The sequence below is a fragment of the Rhodococcus sp. 14-2470-1a genome (assembly GCF_002259425.1).
In the GTDB taxonomy this organism is placed as follows: Bacteria; Actinomycetota; Actinomycetes; order Mycobacteriales; family Mycobacteriaceae; genus Rhodococcoides; species Rhodococcoides fascians_E.
Window position 1 is genome coordinate 143,275 of the sequence record NZ_NPFZ01000004.1, and the last position, 14,600, is coordinate 157,874.

General features: G+C 63.2%; 20 protein-coding genes. 4 read left to right on the forward strand and 16 right to left on the reverse strand.

Features of this window, described 5'->3' with window-relative positions:
• Positions 1–7: 7 nt before the first annotated feature.
• The 10 genes from CH292_RS02000 to CH292_RS02040 form a co-directional block, all read right to left on the reverse strand.
• The gene (locus CH292_RS02000; protein WP_094653872.1) at positions 8–331 is read right to left on the reverse strand and encodes a hypothetical protein; all 324 of its coding nucleotides are present in this window, start codon (positions 329–331) and stop codon (positions 8–10) included.
• Positions 324–533 carry a hypothetical protein gene (locus tag CH292_RS28490; RefSeq protein WP_143545711.1) on the reverse strand — a complete coding sequence of 70 codons (210 nt, stop codon included), beginning with the start codon at positions 531–533 and terminating at the stop codon, positions 324–326. The genes CH292_RS02000 and CH292_RS28490 overlap by 8 nt, the downstream gene beginning before the upstream one ends.
• Positions 530–835, reverse strand: a complete 306-nt coding sequence (locus CH292_RS02005) for a WhiB family transcriptional regulator (RefSeq protein WP_094653873.1) — start codon at positions 833–835, stop codon at positions 530–532. Before CH292_RS02005 ends, CH292_RS28490 begins: the two co-directional genes overlap by 4 nt.
• The gene (locus CH292_RS02010) at positions 832–2,790 is read right to left on the reverse strand and encodes an AAA family ATPase (protein ID WP_094653874.1); all 1,959 of its coding nucleotides are present in this window, start codon (positions 2,788–2,790) and stop codon (positions 832–834) included. The genes CH292_RS02005 and CH292_RS02010 overlap by 4 nt, the downstream gene beginning before the upstream one ends.
• Positions 2,787–3,095 carry a hypothetical protein gene (locus CH292_RS02015; RefSeq protein ID WP_094653875.1) on the reverse strand — a complete coding sequence of 103 codons (309 nt, stop codon included), beginning with the start codon at positions 3,093–3,095 and terminating at the stop codon, positions 2,787–2,789. Before CH292_RS02015 ends, CH292_RS02010 begins: the two co-directional genes overlap by 4 nt.
• Before the next feature lie 240 nt (positions 3,096–3,335).
• On the reverse strand, positions 3,336–3,596 hold the full coding sequence (locus tag CH292_RS02020; RefSeq protein ID WP_094653876.1) for a hypothetical protein: 261 nt from the start codon (positions 3,594–3,596) through the stop codon (positions 3,336–3,338).
• Positions 3,593–3,928, reverse strand: coding sequence for a hypothetical protein (locus CH292_RS02025; protein ID WP_094653877.1), 336 nt, complete (start codon positions 3,926–3,928; stop codon positions 3,593–3,595). Before CH292_RS02025 ends, CH292_RS02020 begins: the two co-directional genes overlap by 4 nt.
• 2 nt (positions 3,929–3,930) lie before the next feature.
• A complete protein-coding gene (locus CH292_RS02030) occupies positions 3,931–4,176 on the reverse strand; it encodes a hypothetical protein (protein ID WP_094653878.1) in 246 nt (81 codons plus the stop codon).
• A 3-nt stretch (positions 4,177–4,179) separates the two neighbouring features.
• Positions 4,180–4,737, reverse strand: a complete 558-nt coding sequence (locus CH292_RS02035) for a hypothetical protein (RefSeq protein WP_094653879.1) — start codon at positions 4,735–4,737, stop codon at positions 4,180–4,182.
• A gap of 115 nt (positions 4,738–4,852) precedes the next feature.
• Positions 4,853–5,044 (reverse strand): excisionase family DNA-binding protein, encoded by a 192-nt coding sequence (locus tag CH292_RS02040; RefSeq protein WP_094653880.1) that lies wholly within the window; start codon positions 5,042–5,044, stop codon positions 4,853–4,855.
• 113 nt (positions 5,045–5,157) lie between these two features.
• On the opposite strand from CH292_RS02040, the gene CH292_RS02045 reads away from it, so the two are divergent.
• A complete protein-coding gene (locus CH292_RS02045) occupies positions 5,158–5,853 on the forward strand; it encodes a helix-turn-helix domain-containing protein (RefSeq protein WP_143545712.1) in 696 nt (231 codons plus the stop codon).
• Positions 5,846–7,027: a tyrosine-type recombinase/integrase gene (locus tag CH292_RS02050; protein WP_094653882.1), complete on the forward strand. Its 1,182-nt coding sequence runs from the start codon at positions 5,846–5,848 to the stop codon at positions 7,025–7,027. The genes CH292_RS02045 and CH292_RS02050 overlap by 8 nt, the downstream gene beginning before the upstream one ends.
• An 84-nt stretch (positions 7,028–7,111) precedes the next feature.
• On the opposite strand, the gene CH292_RS02055 is transcribed toward CH292_RS02050, so the two are convergent.
• Complete coding sequence (locus CH292_RS02055) at positions 7,112–7,957, reverse strand: Bax inhibitor-1/YccA family protein (protein ID WP_026347500.1); 846 nt, start codon at positions 7,955–7,957, stop codon at positions 7,112–7,114.
• 233 nt (positions 7,958–8,190) lie between these two features.
• Between CH292_RS02055 and CH292_RS02060 the strand changes: the two genes are divergently transcribed.
• Positions 8,191–8,613, forward strand: coding sequence for a hypothetical protein (locus tag CH292_RS02060; RefSeq protein WP_026347499.1), 423 nt, complete (start codon positions 8,191–8,193; stop codon positions 8,611–8,613).
• A gap of 9 nt (positions 8,614–8,622) precedes the next feature.
• Here the strand turns inward: CH292_RS02060 and CH292_RS02065 are convergent, their stop codons facing one another.
• The 3 genes from CH292_RS02065 to CH292_RS02075 all read right to left on the reverse strand — a co-directional run bounded on the left by CH292_RS02065 (position 8,623) and on the right by CH292_RS02075 (position 11,341).
• Positions 8,623–9,744 carry a class I SAM-dependent methyltransferase gene (locus CH292_RS02065; protein ID WP_019663486.1) on the reverse strand — a complete coding sequence of 374 codons (1,122 nt, stop codon included), beginning with the start codon at positions 9,742–9,744 and terminating at the stop codon, positions 8,623–8,625.
• A gap of 242 nt (positions 9,745–9,986) precedes the next feature.
• Positions 9,987–10,511: a peroxiredoxin gene (locus CH292_RS02070; RefSeq protein WP_026347498.1), complete on the reverse strand. Its 525-nt coding sequence runs from the start codon at positions 10,509–10,511 to the stop codon at positions 9,987–9,989.
• 23 nt (positions 10,512–10,534) lie between these two features.
• Positions 10,535–11,341: a tyrosine-protein phosphatase gene (locus tag CH292_RS02075; protein ID WP_094653883.1), complete on the reverse strand. Its 807-nt coding sequence runs from the start codon at positions 11,339–11,341 to the stop codon at positions 10,535–10,537.
• Positions 11,342–11,429: 88 nt separating this feature from the next.
• Here CH292_RS02075 and CH292_RS02080 point away from each other — a divergent pair, with 88 nt between their 5' ends.
• Positions 11,430–11,993 carry an Lrp/AsnC family transcriptional regulator gene (locus CH292_RS02080; RefSeq protein ID WP_019663482.1) on the forward strand — a complete coding sequence of 188 codons (564 nt, stop codon included), beginning with the start codon at positions 11,430–11,432 and terminating at the stop codon, positions 11,991–11,993.
• 40 nt (positions 11,994–12,033) lie between these two features.
• On the opposite strand, the gene CH292_RS02085 is transcribed toward CH292_RS02080, so the two are convergent.
• Both CH292_RS02085 and CH292_RS02090 read right to left on the reverse strand, forming a co-directional pair.
• A complete protein-coding gene (locus CH292_RS02085) occupies positions 12,034–13,719 on the reverse strand; it encodes an NAD(P)/FAD-dependent oxidoreductase (RefSeq protein WP_019663481.1) in 1,686 nt (561 codons plus the stop codon).
• Complete coding sequence (locus CH292_RS02090; RefSeq protein ID WP_094653884.1) at positions 13,716–14,531, reverse strand: carbon-nitrogen hydrolase family protein; 816 nt, start codon at positions 14,529–14,531, stop codon at positions 13,716–13,718. Before CH292_RS02090 ends, CH292_RS02085 begins: the two co-directional genes overlap by 4 nt.
• Positions 14,532–14,600: the final 69 nt, after the last annotated feature.

Below are 14,600 nucleotides of genomic sequence, written 5' to 3' on the forward strand. Positions count from 1 at the left end.
GCTGATTTTAGAACTCGTACAGCATTTTCTTGACCTCGGACGGTGCAACGCCGGTCGCTTCGAGGGCGCCGACGAGAGTGCCGATGACGTGAGTCAGTCGAACGACGGTGTATGCGGCCACCACGTTGCTCGCATGGTTCTGATCCGCCGCGGAGTTGTTCATCAGAGAGAACACGGCCTGCATGTCTTCCCGGGCTTCGACGGCGTGGCCTGCGAGCAACATTCCATCTCGCATGGCCTTGTTCATGTCGACGCTGGCCGAGAAATTTCCGTCCGCGTCGAGCACGAACTCGTAGTACTCAGGTTCGGGTTCTGGGGTGGTTTCACTCATGGTGGTTGGTGCCATTCTTTCGTCGATTGCGTGTTCTTCGGGTTCGTTCGACAGTGTCGACGAGATCGTCGGCGAGCTGGAGTGCATCGGCGAAGTCGAGGAGGAGAATCTGCTCCCCGAACTCGATCCGCACACGGGCCGAGGCAACACTGCCATGCACTGCTAGTTCGACTTCTCTGTCGGTGAGATGCTTCGCAGTCATGCCACCGCCCTCCGTTTGTATGGCGGCAGTGAGCGGGTCGGAGGCCTGTACGTGGTCCCGGCGAGCACCCCGGAGACTTCACCGGGTGACAGTGATTTGGCCCAGGACGAGCAACGTCCGAACACCGGGCAGGCCGCGCATAGTGCCTTCGCTTCGTCGTGGCGTTCACGGACCAGCCGAGGGTGTTCGTGAACGTCGCTGTCCGGTGGGTCGAACAAATTCCACTGGCCGACGCACGCGGCACCCTGGAAATTGGGCGCGGTGCTGAGGGCGTCGGTGAGCCCCTCCCATGAGGCGGTCATGCCGCATCACCCGACAGATGATCCCCCGAGCGCAGCCATTGGTCTGGTGTGCGTCCAGGAGTACGCACAGTGGGCGGCGCAGTTGGATCAACAGTCGGCTCATTCACGGGAGCGTGAGCCGACTGCAGTTCGGCTCCAGTCGGCTCACGGTGTTTCCCCTGGTCAAGTCCAGTTGGCTCAGTTGGCTCAGTTGGCTCACGTGTAACGGTTAGGGATGAATGGTGAGCCGACTGCGATTTCGGATCTGGAAGGGACCAGATCGACGTCCGAGGGAAACCCTCGTACCCGTAAACCACGCCGAGTTTCTTCGCTGCCCGCTTGACAGTCGGCTCTGAGATACCTTGCTTCCGGGCTTCAGCCTTCACTTGTTTCGCTGTCGGTCGGCCCGTTTCGGTGAGGTAGTCCGCAAGCCAATTCTCGGCCTCGGTTCGATCGTCACTGTCCGAGTCGTCGGGTCCGCTCAGCAGCTCCCTGGCGTCCCGGGTTGATTCGCCCAACCACTCGATCACTCCGACTTCGGCGTCACCGTCGTCGGTCGGCACGGGCACTGATTTGATGTGCGCCTCCATTGAGCGTGTCCGTGGCGCGAGGTTGCCCTTGGTGTTCGTCACGACGAGATGCCCGCTGTCGTCGTCGAGTGCTACCGAGAGTACCGATCGGGCTACCTGGCTCCACGCGATAGAACCGAGGATGAGCTTTCCGGTGTCGGCGCCATCGCGCTTACCGAAGTGGCAGAGCCCGAAGATCACGCAGTCGCGACGTCCTGCGAGCTGTGAGAGTGGTTCGAGGTACTGGCGGACAGCTCGGTCGTCCTTGCCGGACAGCTCCGAGGACATGCTCGAGGTAGCGGCGTCGAGGACGACGAACGCGACGTCGTGCTTGATGATGACCTTTTCTAGCGCCAACGTGTCGAGCGGCAGGATCAGCGTGCCCTCGTCCGTGGTGTCCGTCTGTACGTCCACGAAGAGCACGCGGTCCATGTCTGCACCCGCGGCCCGTAGTCGTGGTGCGACGGTGAACTCGCGTGCATCCTCGGTGTGGATGTAGAGGACGTTGCGTGGGGTGCCCTTCAGTTCGCCCTCGGTCATGCCTTGTGTGATCGATGCGCAGATCGAAGCGGCGATCGTCGACTTGCCGAGGCCTTCTCGGCCGGCGAGCAACGTCAGCGATCCGGCGGGAATCCAGTCCGGCATGATCCACTGAACCCGTCGTGTCTTGACGTCGGAGCCTCGGGTGATGCGCAATCGACGAGCGCCGTAAGTCTCGCCTGGAATCTCGACCGGTTCGAATTCCTGCAGGGTTCGCCCGCCCGCAACGTGATCTGCGGCATCCTTCCCGAAACGGGTCTCGACGACAACGGCCTCGCTGGCAATTGGTTCGAGCAGATGGAGCACGTCGACGGCGTGCTTACGCGCGCGCTCGAGCGTTTCCGGGTTCTCGTCTCGGTCGGCGATGATGATGACGGTGTGTCCGCGTAGCGGCGTCCAATCGAACATCGCTGCCTTGCCAGTGCCCATGGCGGGCGAGACGGCAGCGGCGCCGACGGCTTCGAGTGCGAGCACGTCCTTCTCTCCCTCTACGACGTACACCGGCAACCCGATCGGGTGGTCGGCGAGCTTCTCGACGTGGAACAGGGCGGTGTCCTTGACGTTGCCGCTCTGCCTGAATTTCTTGTCGGGTGAACGGTGTACCCGGCGGCCACCCGCGTACTTGTACGTCTCGCCTTTCGGGTTGTCGAAAAGGTCGGCCTTGGTCATGCCGAGGGTGGCAAGCACGTCATCAGTGGGATCCGAATGGGAGCAGACCAGCACACTGCCCTCGATGGCAGTGATGACGACGGACCTGTCTGCGGCGGAATGGCCGGGCGCTTGTGCTGCGGCCTTGCCGTTCCCGCTTTCGTGCACCTCGCAGCCGTAGCTGCGGAGGGCGTCGACGACTCGTTGGTAAGCGATCATGCGGCGTCACCCGCCCGCTTGACCTCGGTGCGACGCCAATGCCGAGATGGCGCATCCCAGTTGCTCGGTCTACGCGCAGGGCCGTAGTGGGAGAACTCGATCAGCTGCTTGTGTTGTAGCGCCCGGATGAGGGCTCCGTGGCGAGACGGATGGTCGTCGGCAAAACCGGGAATGAACTCGAAAACGTCTGCTGCGGTGAAGGTGTACCCAACAGGGAGGTTCTCAACGTAGAGAATTCCCTGTGTGAACAGTTCACTGCGCGCGTTGTCTGCGGACTGCTGAATTCGATCGGACTCGGATACCATTGTTAGGTGTCCGCCTTTCGGTGATGGTGGTGGAGGGGCCGGGTCCTCTGGTTGGGTTTGTCCGGCCCCTCCGCTGGTCATTGCGTTGCCTGGCATATGACCTAAAGGTCGTTCTCTAGAAGGGATCTCGTGCGGCGGTTGCCGATGAGAATGTTTATCCGGTGAAGCGCCGGAAGTCCGTTGCGATCCAGCAGATCGATTGCGCGATCAGAGCCAGTGCGAGAAACGCTTCTACGGGTGTCATGACACTTTCCCCTCGCGTTCGGACCAGTAGCCCAGCGCACCCTCGGCGTCGTTCCGTCCAGTTTCGGCACGGTACTCAGCGGCTCTGCGTTTACCGTTGCGGATCCATTCGCCAGGTGGGATGAAGCCTTCGCAGCCGTTGTCGGACTGGCGTTTGAGTTCTGCCCTGCAGAGCTCCTCGGAGACGCCGAACAACAGGGCCATACCTGCGGTCGAGATCATCGGTTCGCCATCGATGTCCTTGGTGTAGGCGCTCACCGCAGGGTCTCGATTGCGTTATCCCTGGACTCAGCGAGCTTGGCCCGGAAGTCGAGCGCCGGCGCCAGGGTATCGATGGTTTCGAGCATCGGAGCGACAACGCAGCGGACCATGAGGGAAAGGGCGGCGGCGTTGATGTACCCGACTGAATCGACGCTGTTGTTGCGCATGAGATCGAGTGCAACTGCGTCGATGTCTTCATCGTTGCCGGCTGCTGCGGCGTAGGTGTACATCAGGATCGTCGCTTCGGACTGAATCTGGGTGAAGTCGACTACGCCGGTCGGAATGCCGTCGTCGCCAACGATCATGGCGTGGCTGGGTGTGTCAGTCATATCTAAAGTTCCTCTCGAATGGTTGCGGCACTGCGGATCTCGTCTTCGATACGCAGTAGTTCGCGGCCTTGGTGTTCGTCGTAGGCTGCAACTGCCATGCCGAGTTGATCGATCAGTGCTTTGACTTCGTCGACGTCTTTGAAGGTGATCGAGCAGTCGTAGCCGAGGCGGGCGACGACGCTCTTGATGACCGCGCTGTAGTGAGCAGAGACGGTCTCTTCGTCGGAGTGCCAGTCGATGTGCGCCACGGCTCAGACCACCGTCTTCTCGTCGGCGGGTCCACGGGCGACGTCCACGGTCAACAAGAGCAAGTGCGCGAGTTCGATTGCCTCATCGAGGGTCAATTGCGTAAGCCGATATTTGGTCAGCTTGTCTTTCGTCTCGACGTCCAGGCTCGTCATGTTCAGAACCAGGAACGGTTCGCGGCTCGATACGCTCTGGCGGATGTGCAGCCTCAGTCGGGCGAGGGTGAGGCCGTCGTCGTTCCACTTGCCGGGTTCGCGGCGCAGTCGCATCTCGGCTTCGCTGGACTCCCACCCGGACTGCGAAGGTGTGCGGTTCGGAACAAATCCGTCGTAGGCTCGGGCCCAGTACGGGGCGTCCGAGATGTGACCGTACAGCTCCGGCTGGATGTTCTCCTTCTCGCACCAACCGGACTGGTCGAAGATGTGGCGTTGCCAGGTCCAGTGGGCGGAGCCCTCCGCTACGTGGGGGTAGGACTCCGCCATGTGCTGCGCGAACTCCTCGTCCTCGGTGAGCTTGGGGTCGAGGTTCACGATGTCGGTGTGGGGCTGTAGTCTCTTGGTCATCGAAGTTCCTGCTTTCTGATACGGGTGGGATCGATGCCCTCGGCCCGCGGTGCTGGTAACACCGCGAATCTGGCCGGGGGCTTTTTGTTGCGCGCGGGTGTTGATGTCTTGCATTTCAGGCGACGCCGGACTGCGCACCCGCGGACTCGAGACGGTTGATGAACTCGTCGATTGCGTCGTCGGTGAACAGGCGCCGGCGACCGACCTTGACGGAGCGCAGTTCGCCCGACGCAATGAAGGCGTAGATCGCCGTACGTCCGAGATTGGTCCTTTCGAAAACGGTCTCAATTCCATTCAGCTTCGCCATCTTTCACTCTCCTGCGTTTCCGTTATGCGACTCATCGAGTAGTTTGAGTCTCGATAACGAAACCGTAGCACGACGCCGCACGAATGCAACAGAACATGTGCGAAGATGTCGCAATGCCGAACATTGACGAAGACGCCAGGCGCTGGCAGATGGAAATCTCAGCCAACGCCGCTGCCGGGCTGCGATATTGGAGACAGGATGTTCGCGGCATCACCGCGGCTACCCTGGCGAGGCGATGTTCAGAGCTTGGTTTTCCTGTTACGCGGGTGGCGATTTCAAAGATTGAGAACAACAGCCGGCAGGGCAAGCTGGAGGTTTCAGAGCTAATTGTTCTCGCCAGAGCGCTCCGTATCGCGCCCGTACAACTCCTCTACCCACACATCCCCGATGGACGTGTCGAGTACCTACCTCATTCGGTGGTCAGAGAGACGGTGGCGCTGGACTGGTTCGTCGGCAGAGGGAAGATGCATCTCGACGCACACGATCAGAAATTGCTTGAGATTGCTCAGCGTTCGTCACCCGACGAGCTGTCCGAGAACCGCAGGAAGCTGGATGAGAATCGTGAGTACGACGAGGCGGTCTTGCGTGTGCAGATCCTGGATGAGCTGGGCACGTTAGAGCAAGAGGCTGCGCAAGCTTTTATTCGACTACGGCACCCGAGCCTCGCGGGGGATTCTGAACAGGCAGTCAAAGCTCGTGACGCGATCGGCCAACGACTTACGAAGGTGATGGCGGACATCGACGGTGTCTTGTACGACTTGAAGAGTTTGGGAATGGTAGTCAACGACGAGGACCATCGATATGGCTAGGAAGCAGTTGCCGCCCCAGATCTCCAAGGTCACGCTGAGCGACGGCAAGACTGTTCGCTACGAGCTACGTGTTGCAGTCGCTGACACCACGGGCAAGCGTCGTTGGGTCAAGCGTCGGTTCGAGAAGGAGTCCGAGGCGCGCACGGCGCTCGCGACGATTACCGGCAGTGCGGCCGCCGGTGTGTTTGTAGGCAAGAACGTCCGAACCGTGGACGCGGCGTGCACTGAGTGGCTGAAGGGCAAGCGGGGTGTCCGAGCGACAACGCTGTACGGCTACACTCACGCGCTCGCACCGATCCAGGGTGAACTCGGACAGATGCCCATCCAGAAAGTAAGCAAAGCGGACCTCGACGTAGTGGTGGACCAACTCGTCGAAGGCGGTCTCGTGAAGGGCAAGGGAAAGCCCCGCAAGCCATGGTCAGCTCGATCGGTGAACATGGCACTCCGGGTCTTCGGGCAGGTTCTCGAGTCCGAGCAGCAACAGGGCAACGTGGTTCGAAACGTTGCCGCGCTCGTCGACCGACTGCCCGTCGAAACAAAGGACATGGAGACCTACACCCCCGACGAAGTCCAGCGCCTTCTCGCAGCCGTGGAGCCCGACCGTCTCGAGCACGCATGGCACCTAGCTCTGTCGGGCCTACGCCGCGGTGAAGTGGCTGGCCTCGAATGGGCGGACGTCGATCTCGAAGGCGGAAAGCTGACCATTCGTCACAATCGCGTCACAACTGGAGCGGTCACGCACGACAGCGCACCGAAGTCCCGTCGGTCGTCACGCACACTTCCGCTGACCGCAGGCCTTGCTGACGCATTGCGCGCGGCGAAGCGTCGTCAGGCAACGGAACGGCTCGCGCTCGGCGAGGCGTACGGCCCCGGGACACACGTCGTCGTCGATGAGGCGGGTAATAGCGTCGCGCCGGCGAACCTCACATTTTGGTGGATCGCTGCGTGCAAGAGATCGGGCGTCCGACGTATCCGCTTGCATGATGCCCGCCACACCTGCGGAACACTGATGCACCTGCAGGGGGTACCCCTTGCCGTCATATCAGCGTGGCTCGGACATGCATCGGTTGACGTGACAGCTCGCGTGTACCTGCACTCGCAGAACGACGCACTGACGGCGGCTGCTGAGAGTTACGGCGCAGTTGTGTCAAAGCGTGTCATCGGTACTGCCTGAAACATGACAAAGCCCCTACCCCGCGCTCGAAAGCGCAGGCCAGGGGCCTTCTCCAGGCTTTCAGATTCGAAAGCCCTTCTCGAATTAGTCGTTGTTGAAGTAGCTGAGCAGTCGCAGGATCTCGACGTACAGCCACACCAGCGTGATGGTCAGGCCGAGGGCCACACCCCAGGCAGCCTTTTCCGGCGCCTGCGCGCGGATGAGCTGGTCCGCCTGATCGAAGTCCAGCAGGAAGCTGAACGCGGCGATGCCGATGCAGACGAGGCTGAAGATGATGGCGATGGGTCCGCCGTCGCGGAGGCCGAGGCCGCCGTCCATGAAGAAGCTGGCGACGAGGTTACCGAGCGCCAGCACGACGACGCCGATGAGTGCACCGACGATCATGCGGGTCAGGCGCGGGGTGACGCGGATGGCACCGGTCTTGTAGACGACGAGCATTCCGAAGAACACACCGAACGTACCGAGCACGGCCTGCGAGATCAGCGTTCCGGCCGACGCACCCTGGATCGGGAACGTGAACAGGAACGACAGAGCACCGAGGAAGATGCCTTCGGCGACCGCGTAGGCAAGCACGACTGCCTTGCTGTCCATCTTGCGGCCGAACGTCGCGAACAGGACCAGGCCGAGACCGACCAGACCGCCACCGATGACGAAGGGAGCTGCGAGGCCGGGGTTACCGTCGACGAGGATGAACGAGACGATCGCAGTGAGCGCGAGCACACCGAGCGTGATGCCCGTCTTGGTCACGACGTCGTCGATCGTCATCGCCCGCGACGTGGGGCCTGTCTGGTAGGGATCGCCGTAGGCCTGCGGCTGACCGAACTGCTGAGCAGCCTGCGAGGCACCTGCCGTCGCAGAGCCGAACGTGGCGTATCCGCCGCCCTCTTGCTTGGGCAGGTTGCGGAACACCGGGTTGCTGGAGGTGCGCACCGTGTCGCGTCCTTTCTGAAGGGTGAATCCTTCTTCGAGTTCGAGCCCGTCGCGTCGCGCCGAGCCCGACAACCGGTAGTGAACCGGCAGCTGTACGTAAAACTCCCACATACGGACAAAAGTTCCCAGTCGGACCACACGACTTCCGACAATTCGGACTCTACCTTCCTTCGTGACGAACCGCGCAGACACCGGCAGTTTCCCGCGGCGCCTCGGCGGGCACTATGGATCACATGAGTATCGAAGACGGACCAGGCGACACTTTGGACCAGAGCGAAAGCCTCGACTCGGACGAGGTGCGCAACGACGACGGCGACGACATCGTCGATGCACCGGACCATTACAGCGAGGCCGACCGGTTCGGAACGACGCCGAACGAAGCGCTCGAAGGTGAGAGCCTGGACGAGAAGCTGAGCGAGGAAGAGCCCGACACCGCGCTCGAGGACGAGGAACGGTCGGTGGCGGAAACTCCGGACGACGAGCTGACCGAGGAGATCGTGGACCACGAGATCGTCGGTTCGGACGAGGACCCGGACATCGATTACGCGGACGGCCAGCGTCAGGCCGAGATCGTGGAGGGGACACTCGTCGAGGACCGGGGCCGCGATCGCGGCCAGATCGACGGCACGCCGGAAGACGGCGGCCCGGTCGAGTAGACGAGCTGGTCAGACGACCGACCGGGTGACGGTGAATTTTGCGTTCTTCCCCGCCACCGCGGTCGGTCCCACCGCGTCGGCCAGTGCACGCCGGTAGTTGAGGTGAGTGTTGTAGACGGTCCACATCTCGCCGTTCGGACGTAACACCCGCCCTGCTGCCTCGAACAACTTCTGGGCGCTGCCGGTGTGCAGGGACGCCCCTTCGTGGAACGGCGGGTTGCACACGATCAGATCGACGGAGGAGTCGGGGAACGTGGAGAGTGCGTCGTCCCGCACGACGTCGATGTCCAGACCGTTCGCCCTCGCGGTCGCAGTCGCCGACGCCACGGCCGCGGCGGATCTGTCGCTTGCGTGGACCCGAGCCTCGCTCCGCGCACGGGCCAGCAGGCAGGCGAGTATCCCGGTTCCGCAGCCGAGGTCGACGATCTGACGGGCACCGGGCAACATCCGGTCCGTGAATTCGGTCAGGAACCGGGTTCCGACGTCGAGCTTCGCCCCGGCGAACACCGCACCGTGCGCGACGACGGTGAGATCGAGGTCGTCGAGCACCGCGGTCACGGGATAACTTCGAGTCTCGGAAGGGACGGGTTTCGACGCCGTCAGGACGCGAGCTTTCTGTCTGCCCCGGCCCGCGGTGACCGTCTCGAAGGACGATCGGAGCACGGCGTTCATCGCCGGCGCCATGTGCTTGTCCCGGCCACCCGCGAGCACGACCACCCCCGGATCGGCGTGGGCGGCGATCGCCTCGGCGATCTCGGTCAGTTCTGCGAGGCTGCGCGGCAACTGCATCAGCACCAGGTCCGCGCCGCTGAGCAACGACTGGTCCAACGCGTGGTGAGTGTGCGCCCCGGACATGCCCGCCGAGGTCGCATTGCGATCGAGTGCGAGTTCGCCCGTGTACGAATCCTGGTGGACGCGAATGCCGGTCACGCCGTACTGCACCTGCAGTCCGAGCGTGAGCGCGCCGTAGCGATCACCGATCACCGTGATCCGTCGGGCGGCCACGTCCGAAACCGATTCGCCTACCGTGTCGAGCAGAAGCCGGTCCGCGGCGTCGACGGCAAAGAGGTTGACGGCCTCCGCGTCGGGGCGGCGACGGAGTCCGGACAGGACAGTTTCGAGATCGGGCACGACGCCCAGTCTCCCACCCCTCGACGTCGCTTTCCAAAAACGTTGGCGGTCAATATTTTTCTCGCGTGCTGCTCAGCGCGTCCAGGTGGCGTTTTCCCTCGAACGGGGGCATGCTTCATAAGATGGAACCGAATATCAAGATCGAGGCTCTTTTCAGCCACGCTGACAAGACTGCCGCCGAATCCACGTCCGAGAACAGCAAGCCCGCCGTGTACACGCCTCTGTTCAGCGGAGAAGCCGGGTCAGGCCAGATAGCGTAGGTAGTCCAACGCCTTGTCCGCGTGCACGTGAGCACGCTCGCTCGTCACCACCAGCCGCACCACCCTGTCGCGATCGATGACGAACGTCGTTCGCTTCACCGACAGAAGCTGACGGAGGATTCCACGCTTCGCAGCGTGAGACGAACGGTTGGAAATTTCCTGCCGGCGTCGGCGGCGCATGAGCCACCCGCCACGCCTGACTCCGAACTGGCCCGCCACCGAGGCGTCCGAGTCGGCGAGCAGCGGATAGTCGAAGGAACGCTGCAACGCGAAGTGCGACTGTTTGTCGGTGGTGTCGGTGCTGATCCCGACTCGTTGAGCCCCCAGGGCCTCGAACGACCGGCCCAGATCCCGGAAGTGGCAGGCCTCGGCCGTGCAGACCGGACTGGACGCCGCAGGATAGAAGAACAGCACCACCGGGCCCCTGGCCAGCAACTCACCGAGGGACCGCACATTCCCCTCGTGATCCGGTAGCCGAAAATCCGGCGCCGTTTGTCCAGTACGCATGCTGGACAGGGTACGTGTCCGATTCAGTCCGTCGGGACGAGCAGTGAAGATTTCAACCGTTCGACCTGGTCGACGCCTATTCCGAGCTCGCTCAGATATCCGTCGAACGATCCGTAGAGCTCGTCGACGACGCTCAGCCCGTGTCGGTAGTACTCCTCGGTGACACCGAGGACGGCATTGGACAGAAACACCGAGCTGCCATCGCTCGTGCTCTCGCGGCCCTGCCCGTCACCGTCCGACCAGATGTCGGACAGGTGCGCGCGCAGCGGAGCGATTGCCGCATTGCTGGCCAGGTAGTCGGTCAGGATGTCCTGTTCGAGCACCCCCGCTGCGCGCAGGACCGTCGCTATCGTCCATCCGGCGCGATCCTTGCCCGCAGCGCAGTGCACGAGAACGCCACCACTGCCGTCCGAGACCGCGTCGACGACGCGACGGATGGCCACCTTCGCCCCGGCGAGCGAGGGAAACGACGTGTAGGCGCGCATCATGTACTGCAACTGCGCATCGGCGTCGACGACGTTGCCGAGCTCGTGCGGGGCGCGTTCACCCTTGTGGATCTCGTACGGAGTGCTGTGCACCCGGACCGAGGACGGCACGCGATCACGACCGGCGCGGTCGATCTCGGACTGCCCACGAAGATCCACCACGTGGCGCACTCCGGTACGGACGAGCATGTTCTCGCCCTCGCAATCCAGCCGGCTCAGCTCGGAGGATCGAAACAACCGGCCTCGCCGAACCTCGCGACCGTCGGCCGTCCGAGCGCCCCCGACATCGCGGAAGTTCCACGCTCCAGACAGTCGGAACTGGTCGGTCGATTCGATACTGGCCATGAACGCACACTAGCCACGAGGCGATGATCCGCGATCTGCCGGGGCGCCTTCGCACGCACGGAACGGTCGTCGCCACTACCGTGAATCCATGACCGATTTCGACCGCACCGACGCCCGCCTCTTGCTCGCCCTGTGCGCGAAACCGCGTGCTACCGGCGTCGAACTCGCCGGAGATCTCGGTCTTTCTCGCAACACCGTGCAAGCTCGACTCACTCGGTGGGAGGACAAGGAGGCCCTGACGCCCATCGATCACCGAGTTCGGCCGCGCAGTCTCGGCTACGCCTTGCAGGCCTTCGTCACCACGAGGGTCGATCAGCATCGACTCGCAGAAGTCACCGACCATCTGGGAACCATTCCGGAGGTGCTCGAGGTGTTCGGACTCTCCGGTGCCTCCGACATGCACATCCGAATCGCGGCCGTCGACGCCGACGACCTCTACCGGGTGGCGGGTCTGATCCTGAAGATCCCGGGCGTGGAACGCACCAACATGTCGATCGCGATGAGCGAGCTCATCCCCTACCGGACCAAGCCGCTGCTCGAGCGGGCTTCCGGCCTCGAACCTACTGCGGGCGTACGCAGCCGGGACGCCGAGAGCCCGGACAGTCGGAATCGGCGCCGCCCCCGACGCGACGCCGACCGACCTCGACCGTAGCTCATCACGGGCACAGTCAGGTAGCGCCGAACGCGCAACCTCAGTGGTCACCGAGCCGAAGCGGGGCAAGCTGTTCGAAGACGTCGCCTGGTCCGGGATTGGTCGCGCGGGAAGATCCGCCGAGATGGTGCACGACGCCCCACACCGCGTTGAGGGCCGTTTGGATCGCGCCTTCCGCCCAGCCTGCCGTCCACGAGATGTCGTCGCCGGCGAGGAACAGTCCGCGATGGCGCTCGTCGAAGGAGTCCTGCACGAAATGACCGAACAAGCGCTCCTGGTATCGGTAGTGACCGGGGAGGTTCGCTTTGAACGCACCCAGGAAGTCGCGTTCGGTTTCCCACGACACGGTCACCGGTTCGCCGACGATGTGGGAGCGGAAGTCGACCCCCGGGTAGATCCCTTCCAACGATCTGAGCACGAGGTTCATTCGTTCGGTCGGGCCGAGCGCCAGTAGCTTGAGGGAGTCGTCGGACCAGGTGTAGGACAGGCAGATCAGACCGGGCTTTCCCTCTCCTTGATCGAGCAGGTACGTACCTCGGCTCATCCGGTCGGTCAGCGTCATGCTGACGACGTCGCGCCCGGTGTTCGGGTCCTTGTCCTTCCAGAACGGTCGGTCGACGAGCACGAACACCTTGGTCGACCCCATGTAGTGGGTGCGTTCGATCGCGGTCCAGTGGTCGATCGGTAGCAGGTCGTCGTCGCATTCGATGGTGGACAGCAACATCCAGCTCTGTGCGGTCACGATGGCAGCGGGATAGGTGCGCTCGCCGCCGTCCGCGTCACCGACGACTATTTCAGACCCCGTGCGGCGTAACCGCACCACGCGCGGTGAGGTGCTGCCGTTGTTGAGCGACTCCACCGACGTCCCGTCCGGCCAGTGATCGGACGTCGTCGACGCGCGCCACAGACCGACCGGAAGTTGTTGCGATCCACCGACGATGCCTCGGTGGTGATCGTCGGCAGCGGTGACCACGACTCTCAGTATCTCGAGAATGGAATTGGGGTAGTCGGTGTCCCAGCCACCTGTCCCGAAACCGACTTGCCCGAACACTTCTCGCAACTCGAAGGACCTGAAGTGTTCGGAGGACGCGAGGAATCCGTAGAACGTCTGGTCGTCGAAGCGCTGCACCAGCTCGTTCCACAAGGTCTTGATCTCACCGGTGTCGCGAGCGCGGATCGCCCGTTGCAGCGGAACGAGATCCGCGTGGTCCTCGAGCGTGCGCTGCCATGCCCGGGCCACCTCGCCGAAGACATCGGGCAGATCGTCGAGGCTTTGCGCGTAGTGACTGGTTCCCTTGAGGTCGATGACCGTACTCGGCGTAGCCTCGGCAAGTGGGTTGGGAAACGGCTCGGTCTGCAGTCCGAGCACGTCGAGGTAATGGAACAGCGTCGTGGACGACGGCGGGAATCTCATGGCGCCCATCTCGGCCACCACCCCGGGATGGCCGTCGAACGGAATGGACCGCATGCGTCCACCGATTCGATCCGATTCGTAGACAACCGGTTTCAAACCCAACTTGGTGAGCTCGTACGCCGCCACCATTCCGGCCAGTCCCCCGCCGATGACAGCGACCTCGCTGCCGAGCGCCGAGGCGGGCACCTCGCCCAGCCCGTCCGCATGCGCGACGTAGTCGTCGTAGGCAAAGGGAAAGTCGGGACCGAACATCGTCAACGGACGCTCGTCCGAGTCGGCGGACGTACTGTCCGGCGTCACCGGCGTGGTCATGAAATTCCCTTTCTGGCATGTAGATACAGGTCCGGTCGACGGTCGGCAAGATGAGTGTTGATCGACCGGGACCGGGCGAGCATCTCCGTATCGATGTCGACCACCAGGGACTCCTCGCCGCGGCCCGCGCGAGCGAGTTCGCTCCCGTCGGGAGCGATGGCACACGTCAGGCCGCAGTACTGCAGCTCGCTTTCGCGGCCGCATCGGTTCACGTAGGCCAGGAACATCTGACTCTCGTACGCCCGCGCGGGGACGACGTGGGTGGCGACGACGTCGAACGGCGTCATGAGCCCCGTCGGCACGATCAGGAATTCGGTGCCGGAATCGGCATGTGCTCGAACGGCTTCCGGGAACTCGACGTCGTAGCAGATCAGCAGACCGCACCTCACTCCGTCCAGGTCGAACTGCGCGACGAGTCGATCACCGGGGACGAAGTGGCCGCGGTCCAGTTCCCCGAAGAGATGGGTCTTGCGGTAGCGCGCCACGAGCGAACCGTCGGCGCCGACCACCTGAACGGAGTTGTACACGACGGATCCGTCTCGTTCGGGATATCCGTAGACGACGGCCACGCCCGTCTCGGACGTGATGCGGGCGACGGCGTCGAAGATCGGGCCGTCGGCAGGTTCGGCCCGGGCCGCGACGAGCTCCCCGATGTCGTATCCGCTGATCGACATCTCGGGCGTGACGAGGATGTCGGCCCCTGCACGTGACGCACTGTCCGCTGCCCGGCCGACGGCGGCGAGGTTCGCTTCGACGTCACCCGAGAACTCGGGGCCTTGATAGAGCGAGGCACGCAGGGCGGTCTTGCTCATGAATTCTCCTCCCCGAGGTGCTGTCGTCCTGCCCGAGAGCGTACGGAAGTCCGGCGTCCCCGGGAAACA

Coding starts and splice junctions, on each gene's coding strand:
- CH292_RS02000 (WP_094653872.1), bottom strand. CDS start 331: ATGAGTGAAACCACCCCAGAACCCGAACCTGAGTACTACGAGTTCGTG.
- CH292_RS28490 (WP_143545711.1), bottom strand. CDS start 533: ATGACTGCGAAGCATCTCACCGACAGAGAAGTCGAACTAGCAGTGCAT.
- CH292_RS02005 (WP_094653873.1), bottom strand. CDS start 835: ATGACCGCCTCATGGGAGGGGCTCACCGACGCCCTCAGCACCGCGCCC.
- CH292_RS02010 (WP_094653874.1), bottom strand. CDS start 2,790: ATGATCGCTTACCAACGAGTCGTCGACGCCCTCCGCAGCTACGGCTGC.
- CH292_RS02015 (WP_094653875.1), bottom strand. CDS start 3,095: ATGGTATCCGAGTCCGATCGAATTCAGCAGTCCGCAGACAACGCGCGC.
- CH292_RS02025 (WP_094653877.1), bottom strand. CDS start 3,928: ATGACTGACACACCCAGCCACGCCATGATCGTTGGCGACGACGGCATT.
- CH292_RS02035 (WP_094653879.1), bottom strand. CDS start 4,737: ATGACCAAGAGACTACAGCCCCACACCGACATCGTGAACCTCGACCCC.
- CH292_RS02040 (WP_094653880.1), bottom strand. CDS start 5,044: ATGGCGAAGCTGAATGGAATTGAGACCGTTTTCGAAAGGACCAATCTC.
- CH292_RS02045 (WP_143545712.1), top strand. CDS start 5,158: ATGCCGAACATTGACGAAGACGCCAGGCGCTGGCAGATGGAAATCTCA.
- CH292_RS02050 (WP_094653882.1), top strand. CDS start 5,846: ATGGCTAGGAAGCAGTTGCCGCCCCAGATCTCCAAGGTCACGCTGAGC.
- CH292_RS02060 (WP_026347499.1), top strand. CDS start 8,191: ATGAGTATCGAAGACGGACCAGGCGACACTTTGGACCAGAGCGAAAGC.
- CH292_RS02070 (WP_026347498.1), bottom strand. CDS start 10,511: ATGCGTACTGGACAAACGGCGCCGGATTTTCGGCTACCGGATCACGAG.
- CH292_RS02075 (WP_094653883.1), bottom strand. CDS start 11,341: ATGGCCAGTATCGAATCGACCGACCAGTTCCGACTGTCTGGAGCGTGG.
- CH292_RS02080 (WP_019663482.1), top strand. CDS start 11,430: ATGACCGATTTCGACCGCACCGACGCCCGCCTCTTGCTCGCCCTGTGC.
- CH292_RS02085 (WP_019663481.1), bottom strand. CDS start 13,719: ATGACCACGCCGGTGACGCCGGACAGTACGTCCGCCGACTCGGACGAG.
- CH292_RS02090 (WP_094653884.1), bottom strand. CDS start 14,531: ATGAGCAAGACCGCCCTGCGTGCCTCGCTCTATCAAGGCCCCGAGTTC.